The sequence below is a fragment of the Mesorhizobium sp. LNHC252B00 genome, from assembly GCF_000502955.1.
Classification (GTDB): domain Bacteria; phylum Pseudomonadota; class Alphaproteobacteria; order Rhizobiales; family Rhizobiaceae; genus Mesorhizobium.
Window position 1 is genome coordinate 19,281 of record NZ_AYWO01000049.1, and the last position, 20,445, is coordinate 39,725.

The window sequence follows — 20,445 nt, forward strand, 5'->3', positions numbered from 1 at the left end:
GTCAGACGAAATACTGGCCGCCATTGGCTGTGATGGTCGAGCCGGTGATGAAGCCGGCATCTTCGGAAGCCAGGAAAACGACGCAGCGCGCGATCTCCTCGGGCTCGCCGAGGCGGCCGACGGGGATTTGCGGGATGATGCGCTCGTTGAGCACCTTCTCGTCGATCGCCTTGACCATCTCGGTGGCGATGTAGCCGGGGCAGATGACATTGACGGTGATGCCCGCGCGCGCCCCCTCTTGAGCCAGAGCTTTGCTGAAACCGATGTCGCCGGCCTTGGCGGCGGAATAGTTGACCTGGCCGGCCTGGCCCTTCTGGCCGTTGATCGAGGAGATGGTGATGACACGGCCGAACTTGCGGTCGCGCATGCCGCTCCACAGCGGATGCGTCATGTTGAAGACGCCCGACAAATTGGTGTCGATGACCTCTTTCCACTGCTCGCGCGTGATCTTGTGGAACATGGCGTCACGGGTGATGCCGGCATTGTTGACCAGCACCGAGACGGGGCCGAGATCGGCCTCGACTTGGCTGATGCCGGCGGCGCAGGCGTCATAGTCGGCGACCGACCATTTGTAGACCGGAATGCCGGTCTCGGCCTTGAATTTCGCCGCCGCTTCGTCATTGCCGGCATAGTTGGCGGCAACCGAATAGCCGGCGTTCTTCAATGCGATCGAGATCGCCGCGCCGATGCCGCGCGATCCGCCTGTGACGATTGCTACCTTGGTCATGAAGTTCCTCCTCCCTAGAGTTTTTCGTGAATGGTCAATAGTGAATGGTGAATGGTCGAAGACGGACGGCTACCCGCCATTCACCATTCGCCACTCACCATTCACTCTTTTTCTCAGATTGCCTCCACGCACATGGCGACGCCCATGCCGCCGCCGATGCAGAGCGTAGCGAGGCCCTTCTTGGCGCCGCGCCGGCGCATTTCGAAGACCAGTGTGTTGAAGATGCGAGCGCCAGATGCGCCAATCGGGTGGCCGATGGCGATCGCACCGCCATTGACGTTGACGATCGAAGGATCCCAGCCCATGTCCTTGTTGACGGCGCAGGCTTGCGCCGCAAAGGCCTCGTTGGCCTCGATCAGGTCGAGATCGCCGACCGACCAGCCGGCCTTTTCCAATGCCTTGCGCGAGGCGGGAATAGGTCCGGTGCCCATTATCTGCGGATCGACGCCGGCGGTTGCCCAGGACACGATACGCGCCAGCGGGGTGATGCCGCGCCTCACCGCTTCCGCTTCGCTCATCAGCACAGCACCTGCGGCGCCGTCATTGATGCCGGAGGCGTTGGCGGCGGTTACCGTGCCGTCCTTGTCGAAAGCCGGCTTCAGCTTGGTCATGGCGTCGATCGTGGCGCCATGACGGATGTACTCGTCCTGGTCGACAATGGTGTCGCCCTTCTTGCCCTTGATGGTGACGGCGACGATCTCGTCCTTGAATTTGCCGGCCTTCTGCGCGGCCTCGGCCTTGTTCTGCGAGGCCAGTGCGAACTGGTCCTGGTCGTCGCGGGTGATCTGGAACTGGCGCGCGACGTTTTCGGCGGTGTTGCCCATGTGATAGCCGTTGAAGGCATCCCACAGCCCGTCCTTGATCATGGTGTCGATCAGCTTGAAGTCGCCCATCTTGACGCCGGCGCGCAGGTGCTGGGCATGTGTCGAAAGCGACATCGATTCCTGGCCGCCCGCGATGATCACCTTGGCGTCGCCGCTGGCGATCTGCTGCATGCCGAGCGCAATGGCGCGCAGCCCCGAGCCGCAAACCTGATTGAGGCCCCAGGCCGTGGTTTCCTTGGGCAGGCCGGCATTGATCGATGCCTGGCGGGCCGGGTTCTGACCCTGCGCCGCGGTCAGCACCTGACCAAGGATGACCTCGTCGACCTCGCCTGGTTCAACACCGGCGCGCGACAGCAATTCCCTGATGACGACGGCACCGAGCTCATGTGCCGGGGTGGCGGCGAAGGCGCCGTTGAAGGAGCCGACCGGTGTGCGTGCGGCGCTGGCGACGACGATGGAATTGGCAGAGGTCATTTTCTTCTCCGGACTTCGAGCTGTCGTATTTTTGGGCGTTGTTGGCGACTTTTCTTGCCCTTTCCATGATCCAAGTCAAACCGGAAATGGGCATGGCGCCCATGCGTCGCAAGCGGGTCGTGCTTCGCCGGGGCGGCAGTTCCCTCATTGCTGCGCAGCATATTTTGGCCGCTATGCAGCATTTAGTGATCCCGCACTGCACAAACTGCTTGGAATTGTGAGGCTTTTGCGCATATCCTCAAAAAAGGCACAATCGTTATCGGCGGCTTACTCAGAGGCCCGCCGGTGTCCCCGGGAGGATGTAGATGGCCGCGAAAGACGATCCGATCATCATCAAGAAATACGCCAATCGCCGCCTCTACAACACCGGCACCAGCACCTATGTGACGCTCGAGGACCTCGCCGAGATGGTCAAGAAGGGCGAGGAGTTCACCGTCCAGGACGCCAAGACCGGTGACGACATCACGCATCCGGTGCTGACCCAGATCATCTTCGAACTGGAGAACAAGGATGGGCAGAACATGCTGCCGATCCCGTTCCTGCGCCAGCTGATCGCCTATTACGGCGACCAGATGCAGATGATCGTGCCGAGCTTCCTCGAACAGTCGATGCTCGCCTTCTCCAAGGAGCAGGAGCGCTTTCGCGAGCAGATGAAGGGTGCTCTCGGCAAGTCGCCGCTGGACATGATGAAAATCACCACGCCAATCAAGGCGCTGGAGGAGCAGACGCGCCGCAATATGGAAATGTTCCAGAATGCGATGCGTCTGTTCACGCCGTTTCCGCCCGCGGGCTCCGCACCAGCCGCTACGCCAGCGTCCGAGCCGGCCAAGAAGGAAACGCCTGACAAGCCCGACGACCTGCAGGAACTGAAGGACCAGATCGCAGCCATGCAGCGCAAGCTCGATACGATGTCTTGAGGCGTTCGGATCGAAAGATCCGATAGCAACGGCACATCGGATCGCTGCCCGTCCCACTTTTCCGAAGACCGGTACCCTTTCGGCCCTATGGCAGCACTCCCACATAACGGCCGCGGGGTCTGATAAGGCCTCCGCTTGTTATCTGTTCGACCGTATGCGCGGCCCAGCCGACGCTGCGTGCGAGTGCGAACAGGCGGAACGGCGCATCGCGGGGCAAGCCAAGGCTGCGCGTCAGCGCGGCCAGGGCAAAGTCAATGTTGGGAAGCGCACCGGTCGCGGCATGGGCCGCGTCGCACAGCGACGACAGTGAGCCATCGACCTCGACAACCGACAGCAGCGCTTCCGCCCGCGGATCGCCGTCGGGATAGAGCTGATGACCGAAGCCCGGCAGCGGCCGATCGTGACTGAGCCAGCGCCGGATCGTCGCATCGGCGCCGTGCAGCGCCGCATCCTCGGCCAGTTGCATCACCGCCTCGCCGGCGCCGCCATGGCGAGGGCCTGACAGTGTCGAGAGCCCCGCGAGCAGGCAAGCGGCCAGCGGCGCGCCGGTCGAGGCCGCGACGCGCGCGGCGAAGGTCGACGCGTTCAGTTCATGATCGGCAAGCAGGACAAGCGCGCGGCGGATCGCTTCCGCGCCGCCGGCACCCACCGACCAGTCGTGCGCCAATCGCCCATGGACCGGACCTGGTCTGGCCGGCGCGCCCAGCGCGCGGGCCAATACGCCGACAGCGTGCGCGGCGTCGGCATGCAGCGACACGGCATTGCGCCCGAGAGATGGGCGCCCCTGGCCGGCAAGCATGGCAAGTTGCGCAAAGGCCGCGGCTCGGCTGTCTTCAAGGGGTGCATCCGGCAACTGCGCTTCGAAAGCCACCGGTCCAGGCAGATCCCATAGCACTGCGGCTGCTTCTTCCAGTGTCGCATTCGCGGAAAGCGCAACGGCGTCCTGGCCACGGTAGACAAGGCGACCGTGCGAGACGGTCGAGATCGCCGTTACGATCGATGGCTCGCCCCAGGCAATGGCGCTTTCGGCGATGGCCGAGGCGCTTCTTCCGCGCGCCCTCCGGGTCGCCAGCGCCGCTATGTCGTCGGCACGATACTGGCTGCGGCGCGGATCGGCGCGGTCGGGCCGCATGCCGATGCGCCCACGGCTGACATAGGCGTACAGCGTCTGCGCCCGCACCTGGAGACGCTCAAGCGCTTCTTCTCGCGACAGCCACTCGGACATATCGAACTCTCATATTGATTCCATTGATCAAGATTGATGACCATGTTGCCCAGCCTTATCTCCGATCCCCAAAAGCTTCAAGGAGACAAGGCTATGGCGAATGGGCTCGATGATGTTGTGGCGGCGGAAACTGTGCTCTCCGATGTGGATGGTCTTGGCGGTCGTCTGACGGTCCGGGGTCATTCGCTGCCGGAACTGGCCGGCCGCTGGAGCTATGCCCAGGTGGTTCGGCTGCTGCTGGATGGCTTTTTCGACAAGCTTCCCGATGATGCGGAGCTGACGCGGGCTCTGGGTCAGGCGCGTGCGGACGTGTTCGAGCGGCTTTCGCCATCGCTGCCCTTGCTGGCATCGCTCGATGTCTACAGCGCCATGCGCGCCGGCATGGCGCTGCTGCCGGACGGCGACACGCTGGCAGATGCCTTGCTGCTGATCGCGGCGCCGGCGGTGCTGACGCCGGCCTTACTGCGCCTGCAGCGCGGCGAGGAGGCGATCTCCCCGGACAGCCGGGGCGATCACGCCGCCGACATGTTGCGGATGCTGAGTGGCAGCGTCGCCTCGCCAGGGCTGGTGAAGGCGCTCGACACCTATCTGGTGACGGTCTGCGATCACGGTCTCAATGCATCGACCTTTGCGACACGCGTGGTCGCGTCCACGCAGGCCGCGCTGACTTCGTCGGTGCTGGCCGGGCTTGGCGCGCTCAAGGGGCCGCTGCATGGCGGCGCGCCTGGCCCTGTCATCGAGATGCTGGATGCAATCCAGGCGCATGGCGATGCGGCCGGCTGGCTGCGCGACGCAGTCGCGCATGGCGATCGCATCATGGGCTTCGGACATCGCATCTACCGCGTGCGCGATCCCCGTGCCGATGTGCTGAAAGCGGTGGTGCGGCAACTCGGCGGCGAGGGCGAAGCCGGCCGCCGGCTGGCCTTCGCGGAGACGGTGGAGCAAGCGGCGCTCGACGTGCTGCGGGTTGCCAAGCCGTCGCGCTCGCTGCAGACCAATGTCGAGTTCTACACCGCGCTGCTGCTGGAAGCGGCGGGCTTTCCCAGCCAAGCCTTCAGCAATGTCTTTGCTGCCGGGCGTGTTTCCGGCTGGATTGCGCATGCGCGCGAGCAGCAGAAAACCGGTCGGCTGATGCGCCCGCAGTCGTGTTATGTCGGGCCGGTACCGGACCTGGTTGCCTGAGGCTTCTTTCGCTTGCGGGGAAGGGCGGGGCGATTTGGCTTACGTCCTGCTGCGGCGGCTCATGACAAAAATGTCATCTCGCCGGACAAATCTGGCCGCTGTTATTGCGTCACATTGGGCATATATGCTGCACTGCAACATAGACCTACTCTTGCCGCAACCAGAGGATTCCGCCCTTGGCCACCAGGAAAACCGCAGTCATCACCGGCTCCACATCCGGCATTGGCCTGGCCATAGCCCAGGCGCTGGCGGGCGAAGGCCATAATGTCGTCGTCAATTCCTTCTCCGACACGGAAGCCGACCACGCCATCGCCGATGCCATCGCCAAACAACACGGCGTGAAGAGCGCCTACGTCAAGGCCGACATGTCGAAGGCGGCGGAATGTAGGGCACTTGTCGCCAAAGCTGCCGAGGCATTCGGGTCGGTCGATATTCTGATCAACAATGCCGGCATCCAACATGTGGCGCCGGTGGAGGAATTCCCGATCGAGAAATGGGATGCCATCATCGCCATCAACCTGTCTTCGGCGTTCCACACCGTCGCCGCCGCCATTCCGCTGATGAAAAAAGCCGGCGGCGGCAGGATCGTCAACATCGCCTCAGCGCATGGGCTGGTCGCATCGCCATTCAAATCGGCCTATGTCGCGGCCAAGCACGGCATCATGGGGCTGACCAAGACGGTCGCGCTCGAGCTGGCGCGCGACAAGGTCACCTGCAACGCCATCTGCCCCGGCTATGTGCTTACGCCCCTGGTCGAAGCGCAAATCCCCGACCAGATGAAAGCCCACGCCATGGACCGCGAGACCGTCATTCGCGAGGTCATGCTGGACAAGCAGCCGACCAAGGAATTCGTCACCGTCGAGCAGATCGCGGCAGCGGCGCTGTTCCTGTGTTCGGACGCTGCGGCGCAGGTCAACGGCACGCATCTCTCGGTCGACGGCGGCTGGACCGCCGCGTGAGGCCAGAATTTTCTCATCCCCCAACGCGGGACAGATCAAGGACGACGCCATGACCAAAAACGGCAAGGCGGAGGAGACGAAGAAGATCAACATAGCGCTCCAGGGCGGCGGCTCGCACGGAGCCTTTTCCTGGGGTGTGCTCGACCGGCTGCTGGAGGACGGCAGGCTGGAGATATCAGCGGTGTCAGGCACCAGTGCCGGCGCCATGAACGCGGTGGCGCTGGCCGACGGTTTTGTCCGCGGCGGGGTTGAGGGCGCAAGACAGAAGCTCGACGATTTCTGGCGTGCGGTGGCGGCCAAAGGCCGGTTCAGCCCGGTGCAGCGCATGCCGTGGGATGTCGCCTGGGGCAATTGGTCGATCGAGAACACGCCGGGCTATGTCTTTTTCGACACCATGTCGCGGGTGTTCTCGCCCTATGCCGCCAACCCGCTGGGCCTCAATCCGCTGCGTGACGTGGTTGCCAAGGAGATCGATTTTAAGAATGTCCGCGCCTGCAAGTCGATGGAACTGTTCATTTCGGCGACCAATGTCGAAACCGGACAGTTGCGCGTCTTTTCCGACGGCGAGATCGACCTCGACACGGTGATGGCTTCGGCCTGCCTGCCGCAGCTGTTCCGCGCCGTCGAAATCAAGGGCGTCCCCTATTGGGACGGCGGCTATGGCGGCAATCCGGCGCTTTATCCGTTCTTCAAGACGGCGGCGACCGAGGACGTGCTGATGGTGCAGATCAATCCGGTGGTGCGGGAGGGAACACCAAGGAGCGCCAATGAGATCCAGAACCGCATCGACGAGATCACCTTCAATGCGGGGCTGCTGCGCGAATTCCGCTCGATCGCCTTCGTCAAGGAGCTGATCGCCGCCGGCCGTCTGCCGCATGGCGAATACCGCGACATCCGCATGCACCGCATCGATGCCGACGAGGCGTTCAAGGACCTGTCGGCATCGTCGAAGGTCAATGCCGAATGGGCGTTCCTGACCTATCTGCGCGATCTCGGCCGCACCGCCGCGACCGACTGGCTGGAAGAGAATTATGACGCTGTCGGCAAGCACCCGACGCTCGATCTCTCAGGCGAACTCGATGACGGTTTCAAGCCGATGCGCGGTCCTGCACCAGGCCGGCGGGTCAAGGAATTCCTCGCCGCGCGGAAGAACCCAGAGGTGGTTCGCCGTCGGGCCTGAACTCAACCTCGACACAACTCGACTTCATCCCGGCTTTAGGGTAGGTCGATCGTCCTGATCAGGGCCGCGGGTGCCCGGAGCTGCCCTGGCGCCTTCACGTGGCCTTTGCATGAAAAGTTCCCTATCATGCTGACGCCTACTGCCATGCTTGCCTTCACAGCACCGTTCGCGATCGCGCAAGAGAGCCCGACGCCAGCGCCGGCGACGGTCGATGCGGCTACAGAACCGTCCGAATGAGGCAAGATCTACGCCGTGTTTTCGCGTCCGCGCTGCGCCGACCGCCGTGTCGTGGACGACCGGCCGCGCTGGTCCGGTGCGCATTATGGTGGCACGCGCGTTCACGCCTTCAACGTCCAGAGCGGTGTCGATGGGTCTGGTTTCGGCAATCCGGGCTTGTGTTGCACGACACGCCATTTGTCCAGCTATTCCAATATTTTGCATGGGCAACCCGGGACCGACGGCTGGCATCTGGCATCGACCAAGATGGCCCGGTTCGGAAGGTCCTCGCCGGAATTCTGCACCCGGATCAAGGATCCAGCCGCCAGCAATGGCGGGCATAGCCTGCAGGATGTGGCGCTGTATGCGCGCGACGACAAATTGGCTGCCTGGGGCTGGGCCCGGTGGAGATCGCGAGTCAGCGCCAGGCTCGGCGGAAGACACATACGAGACGATCGAAAATGGATAGCGACGCGCGCATCTTGTCCGGTGGCGCAATGATCTTGCAACTTTCGGACTATATTGCGGTACAACTTTGATGTAGAAGCGCGCTTCGCCGATCACGGCAAATTGAACACGGCTTGGCGCGCACCCATATCGGCGACGCGCCCGCGTTATGAGGACGCCGGCCGAACCCGCAGTGGAAAACAACGACGATGCCAAGAATCAGGTTTCACAAGCTTGCAGCCATTGTTGTGCTCATTGGTTTCGCGGCCTGGATGGCGACAGGCGAGTTTTCGTCCGTCGGCAGCGTGGCCGCCAACAATGCAAAGGCAGCCGGAGTCGAGCAGGCCAAGGCGCCGGACGCCAACAAGCCCAAAGCGGCGGAAGCCGAGCCGAAGGCGCCGCTGCGCACCGTGGCGGTGGTGACGCCGCCGCGCAAGACCTATGCACGCGCTATACGTGTTTCCGGGCTGACCGAAGCCGACAAGCGGGCGGTGCTGGCGACGCGCGTCGCCGGCGTGATCGACAAGCTGCCGGTCAAGCAAGGCCAGCACGTCAAGACCGGCGATCTGGTGATGATGCTTGCGGCGGAAGAAAAGATCTCGATGGTCGACAACGCCAGGCAATTGGTTGTGCAGCGTCAGGCCGAGTTGGAAGCGTCGCTGCAACTGATGAAGTCAGGCAATTTGCCGAAGCTGCAGCTCGACACCGCGCGCTCCAATCTGACCCTGGCGCAATCGCAGCTGGATACCGCGCAGGCCGAGCTTGACCGCAACGAAGTCAAGGCGCCGTTTGACGGCGTTATCGACAGGGTGCCGGTGGAGCTTGGCAGTTCCATCATGCAGGGCGGCGAGGTGGCAACCATCCTCAAGCTTGACCCGGTGATTGCCCGCGGCGAAGTCAGCGAGCGCGACCTGGGCTATCTCAAGCTCGGCGACAAGGCCAATATACGACTGGTCAGCGGCCAGACCGTCGAAGGCACCGTGCGCTATATCAGCCGCGACGCATCATCGGCGACCCGGACCTTCCGCGTCGAGGTGGCGATCCCCAATGGCGACGGCTCCGTGCCGGCTGGCATGACGGCGGAAATCGCGCTCAACGCACAACCGACCGACGCGGTGCTGCTGCCGCGCTCGGTGGTGACGCTCGGGGACAAGGGCGACCTCGGCATCCGTGCCGTCGCCAAGGACAACAAGGTGGCGTTCTTCCCGATCGACCTTGTCGACGACACGCCGACCGGCCTCGTGCTCGGCGGCATTCCGGCCGATGCGCGCATCATAGTCGCCGGCCAGGAACTGGTGAAGGAAGGCGATCTGGTCAATCCGGTCGAGGCCGACCAAGCGACCATCAAGAAGCTGCTGGGCGAGGCGACCGCCGGCACCCAGTAGTATAGCGATGGACTAGCCCTGGATGGGGACAATCGGCTGCGACGCAGCTCCTGAAATTCAAAAACAGGCGTTAGCCATGGATATCGTCAGACTCGCAATCAACAATGCCCGGCTGACCATCTCGGTCCTGGTCTTCCTCATCCTTGCCGGGGCGGTCGCCTATCAGTCGACGCCGAAGGAGGCGGAGCCTGACGTTCCGATTCCGATGATGTATATCAGCCTGGTCTATCAGGGCATTTCGCCTGAGGATTCGGAACGGCTTTTGTTGCGGCCGATGGAAAGCAAGCTGAAAAGCTTGAAGGGCCTCAAGGAAATGCGTTCGGCGGCCTTCCAGGGCGGCGGCTACGTGCTGGTCGAATTCCAGCCGCAGACCAATCTGGCCACCGCGCTTCAGGATACGCGCAGCAAGGTGCAGGACGCCAAGGCCGACCTGCCACAGGCCGCCGAGGAACCGACAGTCAACGAAGTCAACATTTCCGAGTTTCCGGTGCTCGTCGTCACGCTGTCGGGCGAATTGCCCGAACGCGTGCTGACCGCCGCAGCACGCGAACTGCGCGACCGCATCGAAGAAGTACCCGGCGTTCTCGAAGGTTCGCTGCAAGGTGCGCGCGACGACCTCGTCGAGGTCGTCATCGACCCGATGAAGCTGTCTTCCTATGGGCTGCAGCTCGATCAGCTAATCGGTGCGGTCGGCAGCTCCAACAGTCTGGTCGCCGCCGGCAACATCGAAGGCTCGGAAGGCAAGTACGCCGTCAAGGTGCCTTCGCTGATCGAGACGCCGGAGGATGTGGCGGCGCTGCCGGTGGTCGCCGGCCCCAACGCCGTGGTGCAGGCCAAGGACATCGCCACGATCCGCTCGACCTTCAAGGATGCCGAAACGGTGACCCGCCTCAACGGCAAGCCGGCCATCGCCATCGAAGTCAAGAAGCGCATCGGCTCCAACCTTATCGACACCATCGCCAAGGTGCGGACGGTGTCCGACGAGTTCGTCAAATCCATGCCTGCGGGCATGAACGTCACCTACACGCAGGACAAGTCGGTCTTCGTCAACCAGCTGCTGGGCGATCTGCAGAACCACGTCATGATCGCCGTTATCCTGGTGTTCATCGTCATTCTCTATGCGCTGTCCGGCCGTGCCTCGCTGCTCATTGGCCTGGCCATTCCGTCGTCCTTCCTGATCGGCATCCTGCTGCTAGCGATGATGGGCTACACGATCAACATGATCGTGCTGTTCAGCCTCATCCTGGCCGTCGGCATGCTGGTCGACGACGCCATCATCGTCACCGAGTTCGCCGAGCGACGGATGAGCGAAGGCATGCCGAAGGAGGAAGCCTTCGCGCTTGCCGCCAAGCGCATGGCCGGCCCGGTCATCGCCGCGACGATGACGCGTATCGCCGCCTTCTCGCCGCTGCTGTTCTGGCCGGGCATCATCGGCGACTTCATGAAGTACATGCCGATCACCCTGATCGTCACGCTGTCGGCCTCGATGCTCTACGCGCTGGTGTTCGCGCCGACGCTGGGGGCGATCTTCGCCAAGGCGCCGCCGCATCACGAGGATGACAATCGCGACGGCTGGTACATGGCGATCGTCAAGCAGGCGGTGCGTTTCCCCGTCACCGTGCTGGTGCTGACCGTCGCGCTGCTGTTCGGCGTCGGTTTTGCTTATTCGAAATACGGCGCCGGCGTCGAGTTCTTCCCGAATGTCGAGCCCGACTATGGCCTGCTCTACGTGCATGCGCGCGGCAATCTCTCGCTGGCCGAAATGGATACGGCGACCAAGGTCGCGGAAAACAGGCTGCTCGGCTGGCCCGGCGTCAAGTCGGTCTATACCCGCGTCGGCAAGACGCAAGGCGGCGGCCAGGATGTACCTGAAGACGTCGTCGGCGTCATTCAGTACGAATTCATCGACTGGCGCGAGCGCAAGTCGGCGAACCATATCCTGGATGATTTGCGCGGCGTCATGGCCGGCATTCCCGGCGTCGATGTCGAGGTGCGCGTGCCGGAGGCCGGCCCTCCGACCGGCAAGCCGATCCAGATCAGGCTTTCGGCCGTCGACCCCAAGGGGCTCGACGACAAGGCCCGTGCGGTCGCGGCGCGCATTGGCAAGGTGCCGGGCGTCATAGACATTTCCGATGGCCTGCCGCCGCCCGGCGTCGACTGGGCGCTCGAGGTCGACCGTGCCAAGGCGGCGCAGTACGGCATCAGCCCGACCTCGGTCGGCACCGTGGTGCAACTGGTGACCAACGGACTTAAACTCTCGGAATACCGTCCTGCCGGCGCCGATGACGCCGTCGACATCCGGCTTCGCCTGCCCGAGGACCGGCGCACGCTGTCGACGCTCGACGAACTGCGCGTGCAGACCTCGCAAGGCTCGGTGCCGATCTCGAACTTTGTCGTGCGCAAGCCTGAACCGACGGTCGGTATCCTCAACCGCATCGACGGCGCCCGTACGGTGGTCGTCCAGGCCAACGTCGCCGCCGGCGCCCAGGTCGCGGCCGTGCAGGAGCAGGTCACCAAGGCCGTCTCAGATATGGATCTGGGCAGCGGCATCCGCTGGAAGCTGGCTGGCTCGAACGAGGACAGTGCCGAAGCCAGCGCCTTCCTCAGCAAGGCCTTCGGAGCGGCGATCTTCCTGATCTTCCTGGTGCTTTTGGCGCAGTTCAACAAGTTCACCAGCGTCTGGCTGGTGCTGTCCTGCGTGGTCATGGCCACGATCGGCGTGTTCCTTGGGCTGCTGATAACAGGCGAGACGTTCGGCATCGTCATGTCGGGCATCGGCGTCATCGCGCTGGCCGGCGTGGTGGTGAACAACAACATCGTGCTGATCGACACCTATGACCGGCTGCGCGAAGAGGGCTGGGACAAGGTCGAGGCGGTGCTGCAGACCTGCCGCGAACGCGCCCGTCCGGTGGTGCTGACGGCGGTGTCGGCCATTCTCGGCGTGCTGCCGATCGCCTTCGGCCTTGGCCTCGAAATCTTCCATCACGAGACCACGATCAACGCGCCGTCGACGCAATGGTGGATTTCATTGTCGTCAGCGATCGTCTTCGGCCTGTCCTTCGCCACAGTACTGACGCTGGTGGTGACACCGTCGATGCTGATGGTTTTCACCCGCGCCAAAGTCAGGCCTGGCGCGCGGCGCGGCTGGTTCAACCGGCTGTTCTGGCGCGGCAAGGGCGAGATCTCGTCGGCCGATGCGCCAGGACAGGACGATGCCGGAGCCGAGCCGGAGATCGCCTTTCCAAAAGCCGCCGAATAGACCCCGTTGCCGATTTGAACGGCAAAGGCCGCCCGGAACAACCGGGCGGCCTTTTGCATTGTTGTCTCCAAGAGCAACGTGAAGCGTTGTCTCCCAGACAAATGCGAAGCATCGCCCCGGAAGCAACGTAAAGTGATGTCCCGGGTGCAACGCAAAGCGTTGTCACCGGAGCAATGCTGGACGGAGAGTTTGCCATGCCGATCACCACCATTATCATCATCGTCCTGGTTCTCGTCCTCATTGGCGCCGTGCCAGCCTGGCCGCATTCGCGTTCCTGGGGTTATGGGCCGTCGGGCATTGTCGGGGTGGTGCTGGTGGTGCTTCTGGTGCTGGTGTTGATGGGAAGGGTTTAGCCCGTCCTTCCCGGAGAGACCTCTCGATGTAAAGAGATCGGGCAGGCAGCCATGGCTGCCCGCCGGGCCTGTCAGGCAGCTTTCGCAGCGCCGTTCACGGTGGCGATGCCGATATCCTCAAGAGCTTCAGTGACCGCCTGATCCAGCGGCGTGTGGGGGATCGCACCGATGATGCCTTCCAGCCGCGTCGAAACCAGTTGATGCGGCTCGAAGCGCAGATAAGACATCGACACGATCTCGCGCCACATCGCCACGAACGGGCTGCCGGCGCGCAGCACCCACCACGGCATCGAGGTCATCTTGAGCGGGCGACCGAGCGCCTTCTCTGCCGCGGCCTTGAGTTGCCGGTCGGTGATTGCATGGCCGGGAAGGTTCAGGGCTTCATAGGTGCCGAGCTTGTCGAGGTTCTGCGCCAGGCCGACGAAGGCCTTGGCGAAGTCCGGCAGGTAGGCCCATTCATGCACGAGATCGACTGGACCAGGCGCGGTGTAGATGCCCTTGGTCATCTTGGCGGCGACGACCAGGTCGAACCATGAACCGCTGCCGGTGCCGCCGAAGAAGTCGCCGGCGCGCAAGAGAATGGTACGCACCCGGCCGGCGTCGGCCTCGCAGCGAAACAGATCCTCCATCGCGGTGCGAATACGGCCCTTTTCGGTCGTCGGGTGGAAGGGCGTGTCCTCGGTGATCACCGCCGGCATTGGCGAGCCGTAATTGTAGACGGTGCCGGGGAAGAGGTGCAGCGTGTCATTCGCATGGCAAGCGGCCATGACGTTCTCGGCCATCGGCAGGCACTTGCCCCAATCGGTGTAGATCGGGTTGAGGCCGTTGAAGATAATGTCGACGCCTTCCGTGGCGCGGATCAAGCCCTCGCGGTCGAGCGCGTCGCCGGCGACCGCCGTGGCGCCGTTGAGTTCGGCCGGCACCTTGCCGCTGCGGGTGATTGCGCGGACATCATAGCCGGCATCGATGAAGGCCTTGGCGACCACGCGGCCGAGCCGGCCATTGGCACCGAGAATTGCGATCTTGGTCATTTCTGGTCTCCGTGTTTGCGTTTGCAGCCTGAATATGATCGCTCCGCAAGTGAATTGAAATTGACAACGATTGGCGGGCTGATATTCAAAAATGAATGGTCGAATTCGATTGGAACCTGATCAAGAGCTTCGTCACCGTGGCGGAAACCGGCAGCTTGTCGGCTGCCGCGCGAAAACTGTCGGCGAGCCAGCCGACACTTGGCCGCCACGTCGCCGAACTGGAGCAGGCGCTGGGTGTCACGCTGTTCCGGCGCGGGCGGCGCGGTTATGAACTGACGGAAGCCGGCAGCACGCTGTTTGAACGCGGCAAGGCAGTCAACGAGCAGGCAAGCGCTTTTTCACTGCTGGCGCTGGGATCGGTCGAGGCAATCGAGGGCACCGTGCGTATCGCCGCCAGCGAAGTTGTCGCCGCCTATGTGCTGCCGGAGATGACGGCGCGGCTAGGGATCGAGGAGCCGGGCATCGAGGTTGAGATCGTCGCCTCCAATCAGGTCGAGAACCTGCTGCGCCGCGACGCCGATATTGCTATCCGCATGGTCAAGCCGGCGCAGAATGAACTGGTGGCGCGCAAGGTGTGCGATATTCCGCTCTGCGCCTGCGCGGCAAAATCCTATCTCGACCGTCGTGGCCGCCCGCAGGAGCCATCCGGCCTTGCCGATCACGATCTGGTCGGCTTCGATCGCAGCGACGAGATCATCAGGGGCTTCACCCAGTATGGCATCCCTGTTACGCGGAGCAGTTTCCGCTTCAGGGCCGACAACCAGATCGTCTTTTGGGAGGCGGTGCGGGCGGGAAACGGCATCGGCTTTGGCCAGGAGCCTCTGGTCGATCGCGATCCGCTGGTCGAGAAGCTGCTGCCGGGCCTGCCCTTGCCAGATCTGCCGGTGTGGCTGGCCATGCATCGCGACGTGCGCACCAGCGTGCGTATCCGCCGCGTGGCAGATTTCCTCTACGAAGAGCTGAAACTTTATTCGGCCGGTGCGGCCGCAAACTCGGCACGGTGAGCAAGGCCGGCCATCAGCAGCACGACGATCAGCAAACCCGACATGGCGACGAAGATCGGACCGAAGCTCGAATGCTCGGCAACGAAGCCGATCGCCGACGGCGCCACCAATATGCCGGAATAACCCATGGTGGTGACGACGCTCATGCCGGTGCCCGACGACATGCCTTCCTGGTTGCCGCCGGCAGAAAAGATGATCGGCACCATGTTGGCGATGCCGAAGCCGCATAGCGCAAAGGCGGCGATTGCAAGCCAGGGCGAGGGCGACAGTCCGGCGATCAGCATGCCGGCAGCCGCGACAACCGCCGAGCCGCGTAGCGTCGTGACCGCGCCGAAGCGGTTGCGTACGCCGTCGCCGAAGAACCGCATGATCGCCATGACGCCGGAAAAGGCAGCATAGGCGAGACCGGCGACGGCAAGGTCTGCGCCGAGTTCCTGCCTGAGATACAGCGCCGCCCAGTCAAGCACCGCACCTTCGGAAACCATCGTCAGCAGCGCCATCAGGCCGACGAGGTAGACCAGCGGGTTGGCCGGCAGCGTGAATTTGCGATGCTCGGCCGCCTGCGGCCTGTTCTCGCCGATCAGATAGCCAACCGCCACGGCGATCACCGCGAAAGCGAGCACAGTCACCACCGCCGCGTGGGCGAGATGGCCGTAGGTCTGGATGACGAAGCCGCCGAGGCCGCCGCCTGCGAAACCGCCGAGGCTCCAGAACCCATGCGACGACGACATGATGGCGCGGGAGAGCCGCCGTTCGACCACCACGGCATTGGCGTTCATGGCGACGTCCATGCCGCCGATCGAGCCACCGAAGATGAACATGGCGATGGCTGCAAGCGGCACATTGGGCGCCAGCGCCACGACCAGCAGTCCGAGGCTGCCGCACAGGCCGAACCAGCGCAGCACCGTTCGCGAACCATGTCTGGAGATCAAATGGCCGCACCAGGTCATGGCGGCGACGGCGCCGGCGCCGAACAGCAGGATCAACAAGCCGAGCGTGAATTTCGAGATGTCGAGCCGGGTCAGGAACACCGGAATCTGAGGCGCCCAGCTGCCGGTCAGAAAGCCGTTGGCGAGGAAAATGGCCGCAACGGCCCATCGTCCGCGAATGGCAGTCTGCATGGCTGTTGACGCGTTCATAAGGCGTATCCGGTCAGAAAATGGCTTCGCGCGGCAAATTAGATCGATTCAATTTCCAGTCAAGCGCTCTATTTCGAAAGCGTTTGGGCCAAGCGGGCTTAGTGGTCCTTGGGGCGCCTTGCCTCGAATTCGGCCTTCTTGGCGTCGGAGGCCTCGGTCTGATTGAGTGCCTGCCATTGCGCATAGGGCATGCCATAGACGATCTCGCGCGACTGGTCCTTGCTGAGGTCGACGCCCTCGGCATTGGCCGCGTCTCGATACCAGTTCGACAGGCAGTTGCGGCAGAAGCCGGCGAGGTTCATCAGATCGATGTTCTGCACGTCGCTGCGTTCGCGCAGATGTTGGACCAGCCGGCGAAAGGCGGCGGCCTCGAAGTCGCGCTTCTGCTCGTCGCTGAGTTCGGTCATCGAAACCTCCGTCATAGCGGCCCGGTGCGCGAGCCGAACATCTTCACGACATGTATATCGGGACGGCGATTGATCGCGTCAACGATCAGCGCCAACCGTTCGGCCCAGTCGAGCGCGCCCTTCTGGTCTGCTATCAGATCCTGGCGGATTTCGATCAATGCATGAGCGAAGCCGTTGATGATGGCGTGCTTGTACATGGTGTCGCCGCGCAGCGCGCCGTCATAGGGTTCGTTATCGCCGACGACGAGGTCTTTGTCCTCGGCCAGCATGTCTATCAGCGGGCGTGCCACCCGATCGTCGAGGTCCCACAGGATGCCAACATGCCAGGGACGCTGGACCCCTTGCATGGCCGGCGTGAAGGAATGCACCGACAAGATGAAGGGCGCCTGCGTGGAGGCCCGCGCGACCGAGGCAATCACGGCGCCGACGGCATCGTGATAGGGCCGGTAGAAGCCATCGAGCCGCCTTTCGCGCTCCTCGGGAGCGATGGGGTAATTCCCGGGCACCACAGTGCCGTCATAGAGTTGGCGAATAAGCGTCGGATCGTCCTCGCCGCGGTTGGGATCGATCAGCAGCCGCGAAAAATTGGCGAGCACCGCCGGCACGTCGAGCAAAGCGGCCAGTTCGCGCGTTACCGTTTCGACGCCGATGTCATAGGCGATGTGGCGGTCGAACTCCGCCGCCGGCAGGCCGAGCCTGCCATAATCGTCGGGCAGGTCGCGGCGGGCATGGTCGCACAAGAGCACGACGCCTCGCTTGCGGTCGCCTTCGACAATATCGCAAGGCGCGAAAACTGTGGATCGGGTCATTGTCGGGAAATGGTCTGTTCGCTGGCTTCCGGGGAGGGTGCTATCGTCATTCCACGAAGACGACGCTTGCGCAATGCCGTTGTTTGGCCAAGGTTTCCCTGGAAATCTGGCAGAGGCCGGCGAATTGTGCGCCGGAGCCTTCTAAATCGATTGGAATTGGACAAAACGGTGCGTTGACATGCGCCCGGACTTTTCCGAAAAGGGGCGCAGAGAGATGCTGATGTGGTTCTTGAGGGGTTTTCGGATGAGTTCCGCTGGCAGGCAGCGCATGTGCTCTGCCTTTGCCACGCCGCTCTTGATCCTTGCCATCGGCTTGTCGGCGATGGTCGTGGCCTCGCCGGCGCGCGCCGATTTTCGCGTCTGCAACGCCACGCAGAATCTGGTCGGCGTCGGTATCGGCTATCGCGCCAAGGCCGGCTGGATCACCGAAGGTTGGTGGCACATCGAGGGATCGAGCTGCAAGACGCTGATCGAAGGGCCGCTGTCATCAAGGTTTTACTATCTTTATGCAGAAGACGCCGAGCGCGGCGGACGCTGGGACGGCCCGATCAACATGTGCGTGGCTGAAAAAGAGTTCAAGATCGCCGGCGTAACCGACTGCGTCGCACGGGGCTTTCAGCGCGCCGGATTCCAGGAATATGACACGGGCGAACAGGGAAACTGGATGGTCCAGCTGACCGATGAGTCCACAACGGGAGGCGCTCCAGCCGCCCCGGGAACAAACAGTCAATGAGACGTAGCCGCAAGGTCAAGATCCTAGCCACCATCGGTCCGGCCTCCTCGTCGGAGGAGATGCTGAAGAAACTGTTCGAAGCTGGCGCCGATGTGTTCCGCATCAATATGAGCCATACCGATCACGAGTTGATGCGCACTCTGGTCGGACGCATCCGCACTGTCGAGGAAGCGGTCGGCCGGCCGATCGGCATCCTGGCCGATCTGCAAGGGCCAAAATTGCGCGTCGGCAAGTTCGCCAATGGCAAGGAAGTGCTGACCGTCGGCCAGACCTTCACGCTCGACGACAATCCCGAACCCGGCACCTCGACCAGGGTCTATCTACCGCATCCCGAAATCCTGACCTCCGTCGAGGCCGGACATCGCCTGCTGATCGATGACGGCAAGCTCGAATTGAAGGCGGTGAGAAGCGACGGCAAGTCGATCGTCTGCACCGTCGTCGCCGGCACCACGATCTCCGACAAGAAGGGCGTCAGCCTGCCCGATACCGACCTGCCGGTCGGCGCGCTGACCGAGAAGGACCGCAAGGACCTCGATGCCGTGCTGGCCACGGGCGTCGATTGGGTCGCGCTGTCCTTCGTCCAGCGGCCCGAGGATCTTGCCGAGGCGCGCAAGATCGCGCGCGGCCGGGCACTGATCATGGCCAAGATCGAAAAGCCGCAGGCCGTCGCCCGGCTGGCCGAGATCATCGAACTGTCCGACGCGCTGATGGTCGCCCGCGGCGATCTCGGCGTCGAGATGCCGCTCGAGGCGGTACCCGGCATCCAGAAGCAGATCACGCGCGCGGCCCGCCGCGCCGGCAAGCCGGTGGTGGTTGCAACGCAAATGCTGGAATCGATGATCACAGCACCGGTGCCTACCCGCGCCGAGGTGTCGGATGTTTCGACCGCAGTCTTCGAAGGCGCCGATGCCGTCATGCTGTCGGCGGAATCGGCGGCGGGCGCGTATCCCGTCGAAGCCGTGGCGATGATGAACCGTATCGCCACCAAGGTCGAAACCGATCCGACCTATGCCGGCATCATCAACGCACAGCGTTCCGAGCCGGAAGCGACCGGCGCCGACGCCATTTCGCTGGCCGCCCGCGAGATCGCCGAGACGCTGAAACTTTCGGCGATCATCACCTATACGGCGTCCGGCACCACGGGCCTGCGCGCCGCCCGCGAGCGTCCGCAAGTGCCGATCGTCGCGTTGTCGCCGATCGTCAACACGGCGCGCCGGCTGTCGCTGCTATGGGGCACGCATTGCGTCGTCTCACCCGACGCAATCGATCTTGACGACATGGTCGACCGCGCCTGCCGCATCGCCTTCGAGGAGGGCTTCGGCAAGCCCGGCGACCGCGTCATCATCACCGCCGGCGTGCCGCTGAGGACGCCGGGCTCGACCAATATGCTGCGCATCGCCTATCTGGGATCGGAAGCGGCCGGCCGGTAAGCCGCTTCAACGGCGGTCGCCCCGGACCCGGCTAATCGCCGTCCGTTGGTGTGGTGCAGCAAACCATTCCGCAACGCTTCGGATCATGGCCGGGACATGGTCTGGGTCGTCGACGAGTTCAGCCAACTCGGACAGACGATGGACGCCGGTCAGGATGGAGATACGTTGGCGGTCCAGCACGCGTCCGGTCGCGATTTCATACGCGGCGACTATTCGCCCTGTAAGGTCCGGCGCGATAAAATTCGAGTAGATGAACTCCTGGTGCAACGCACCTATGCCTGAATCGGCAAAGTAGTCGACCGTGAACTATCCGCAAGCCGTTGATCTGGCATGTTGATTGAGGCGGATAGCGGCTTTTGGATTGCAGGATTAGCGGTTTATGGGGGCTGTTTTCCTGCAATTCGTTTTGCGATTCCCTTGTGCTGCGGAGCGTGATTNGATTGAACTAAACCGCTGCCGCGGTAGCTGATGCGCGGGTCTGGCCTGAGGAGGTCCCTGTCTGAGAAGATTTGGTGTCGAGCCAACCTTCCACACAGGAGAACCCCAGATGGCCCAGATAAGCCCTCTGCGTCAGCGGATGATTGAAGATCTGACGATCCGCAATTTGTCACCGGAGACCCAGCGATCCTACGTGCATCACGTGGCGAAGTTCAGTCGATTTTTTGGACGATCACCCGATCACCTGGGATACGAAGAGGTGCGCGCCTATCAGGCCCACTTGGTGGGCCGAAGGGTCTCGTGGGG

The 20,445-nt window shown here is 63.2% G+C and carries 18 protein-coding genes and 1 pseudogene; 11 read left to right on the plus strand and 8 right to left on the minus strand.

The features are described from left to right. Nucleotide 1: 1 nt before the first annotated feature. Both phbB and X744_RS141095 read right to left on the minus strand, forming a co-directional pair. On the minus strand, nt 2–727 hold the full coding sequence (phbB, locus tag X744_RS141100; protein ID WP_023762883.1) for an acetoacetyl-CoA reductase: 726 nt from the start codon (nt 725–727) through the stop codon (nt 2–4). 113 nt (nt 728–840) lie between these two features. Beyond that, entirely contained in the window at nt 841–2,025 is a 1,185-nt protein-coding gene (locus X744_RS141095) for an acetyl-CoA C-acetyltransferase (RefSeq protein WP_023762884.1), read from the minus strand. Nucleotides 2,026–2,330: 305 nt separating this feature from the next. Here X744_RS141095 and phaR point away from each other — a divergent pair, with 305 nt between their 5' ends. Further along, nucleotides 2,331–2,942 (plus strand): polyhydroxyalkanoate synthesis repressor PhaR, encoded by a 612-nt coding sequence (gene phaR, locus X744_RS141090; RefSeq protein ID WP_023762886.1) that lies wholly within the window; start codon nt 2,331–2,333, stop codon nt 2,940–2,942. 85 nt (nt 2,943–3,027) lie between these two features. Here the strand turns inward: phaR and X744_RS141085 are convergent, their stop codons facing one another. Beyond that, nucleotides 3,028–4,167: a citrate synthase gene (locus X744_RS141085; protein ID WP_023762887.1), complete on the minus strand. Its 1,140-nt coding sequence runs from the start codon at nt 4,165–4,167 to the stop codon at nt 3,028–3,030. 93 nt (nt 4,168–4,260) lie between these two features. Between X744_RS141085 and X744_RS141080 the strand changes: the two genes are divergently transcribed. From X744_RS141080 to X744_RS01535, 6 genes are all read left to right on the plus strand, one after another. After that, nucleotides 4,261–5,349 (plus strand): citrate synthase/methylcitrate synthase, encoded by a 1,089-nt coding sequence (locus X744_RS141080; RefSeq protein WP_023762888.1) that lies wholly within the window; start codon nt 4,261–4,263, stop codon nt 5,347–5,349. Nucleotides 5,350–5,516: 167 nt separating this feature from the next. Next, a complete protein-coding gene (locus tag X744_RS141075) occupies nt 5,517–6,308 on the plus strand; it encodes a 3-hydroxybutyrate dehydrogenase (RefSeq protein WP_031261366.1) in 792 nt (263 codons plus the stop codon). A 49-nt stretch (nt 6,309–6,357) separates the two neighbouring features. Further along, nucleotides 6,358–7,488 (plus strand): patatin-like phospholipase family protein, encoded by a 1,131-nt coding sequence (locus X744_RS141070; protein WP_023762890.1) that lies wholly within the window; start codon nt 6,358–6,360, stop codon nt 7,486–7,488. Nucleotides 7,489–8,360: 872 nt separating this feature from the next. Then, the gene (locus X744_RS141065; RefSeq protein ID WP_031261367.1) at nt 8,361–9,536 is read left to right on the plus strand and encodes an efflux RND transporter periplasmic adaptor subunit; all 1,176 of its coding nucleotides are present in this window, start codon (nt 8,361–8,363) and stop codon (nt 9,534–9,536) included. Nucleotides 9,537–9,612: 76 nt separating this feature from the next. Then, nucleotides 9,613–12,795, plus strand: coding sequence for an efflux RND transporter permease subunit (locus X744_RS141060; RefSeq protein WP_023762893.1), 3,183 nt, complete (start codon nt 9,613–9,615; stop codon nt 12,793–12,795). Nucleotides 12,796–12,989: 194 nt separating this feature from the next. Next, the gene (locus X744_RS01535) at nt 12,990–13,148 is read left to right on the plus strand and encodes a DUF3309 family protein (protein ID WP_032908138.1); all 159 of its coding nucleotides are present in this window, start codon (nt 12,990–12,992) and stop codon (nt 13,146–13,148) included. A 71-nt stretch (nt 13,149–13,219) separates the two neighbouring features. On the opposite strand, the gene X744_RS141055 is transcribed toward X744_RS01535, so the two are convergent. Further along, nucleotides 13,220–14,179, minus strand: a complete 960-nt coding sequence (locus tag X744_RS141055) for an SDR family oxidoreductase (protein WP_023762895.1) — start codon at nt 14,177–14,179, stop codon at nt 13,220–13,222. A gap of 95 nt (nt 14,180–14,274) precedes the next feature. On the opposite strand from X744_RS141055, the gene X744_RS141050 reads away from it, so the two are divergent. After that, nucleotides 14,275–15,183, plus strand: coding sequence for a LysR family transcriptional regulator (locus X744_RS141050; RefSeq protein WP_023762896.1), 909 nt, complete (start codon nt 14,275–14,277; stop codon nt 15,181–15,183). On the opposite strand, the gene X744_RS141045 is transcribed toward X744_RS141050, so the two are convergent. From X744_RS141045 to X744_RS141035, 3 genes are all read right to left on the minus strand, one after another. Then, entirely contained in the window at nt 15,147–16,322 is a 1,176-nt protein-coding gene (locus X744_RS141045; protein ID WP_031261369.1) for an MFS transporter, read from the minus strand. The genes X744_RS141050 and X744_RS141045 overlap by 37 nt on opposite strands. Before the next feature lie 98 nt (nt 16,323–16,420). Then, a complete protein-coding gene (locus X744_RS141040; protein ID WP_031261371.1) occupies nt 16,421–16,729 on the minus strand; it encodes a DUF1244 domain-containing protein in 309 nt (102 codons plus the stop codon). 11 nt (nt 16,730–16,740) lie between these two features. Next, a complete protein-coding gene (locus X744_RS141035; protein WP_023762899.1) occupies nt 16,741–17,538 on the minus strand; it encodes an N-formylglutamate amidohydrolase in 798 nt (265 codons plus the stop codon). A gap of 244 nt (nt 17,539–17,782) precedes the next feature. Here X744_RS141035 and X744_RS141030 point away from each other — a divergent pair, with 244 nt between their 5' ends. Beyond that, nucleotides 17,783–18,271, plus strand: coding sequence for a DUF1036 domain-containing protein (locus X744_RS141030; protein WP_032908139.1), 489 nt, complete (start codon nt 17,783–17,785; stop codon nt 18,269–18,271). Beyond that, the gene (gene pyk, locus X744_RS141025; protein ID WP_023762901.1) at nt 18,268–19,701 is read left to right on the plus strand and encodes a pyruvate kinase; all 1,434 of its coding nucleotides are present in this window, start codon (nt 18,268–18,270) and stop codon (nt 19,699–19,701) included. The genes X744_RS141030 and pyk overlap by 4 nt, the downstream gene beginning before the upstream one ends. A 6-nt stretch (nt 19,702–19,707) precedes the next feature. On the opposite strand, the pseudogene X744_RS1000000175710 reads toward pyk, so the two are convergent. Next, nucleotides 19,708–19,992 (minus strand): annotated as a pseudogene (locus X744_RS1000000175710) (hypothetical protein); the annotation flags it as partial. A gap of 256 nt (nt 19,993–20,248) precedes the next feature. On the opposite strand from X744_RS1000000175710, the gene X744_RS1000000173035 reads away from it, so the two are divergent. Further along, the coding region (locus tag X744_RS1000000173035) for a phage integrase N-terminal SAM-like domain-containing protein (protein ID WP_198032294.1) at nt 20,249–20,445 on the plus strand (197 nt) is incomplete at its 3' end.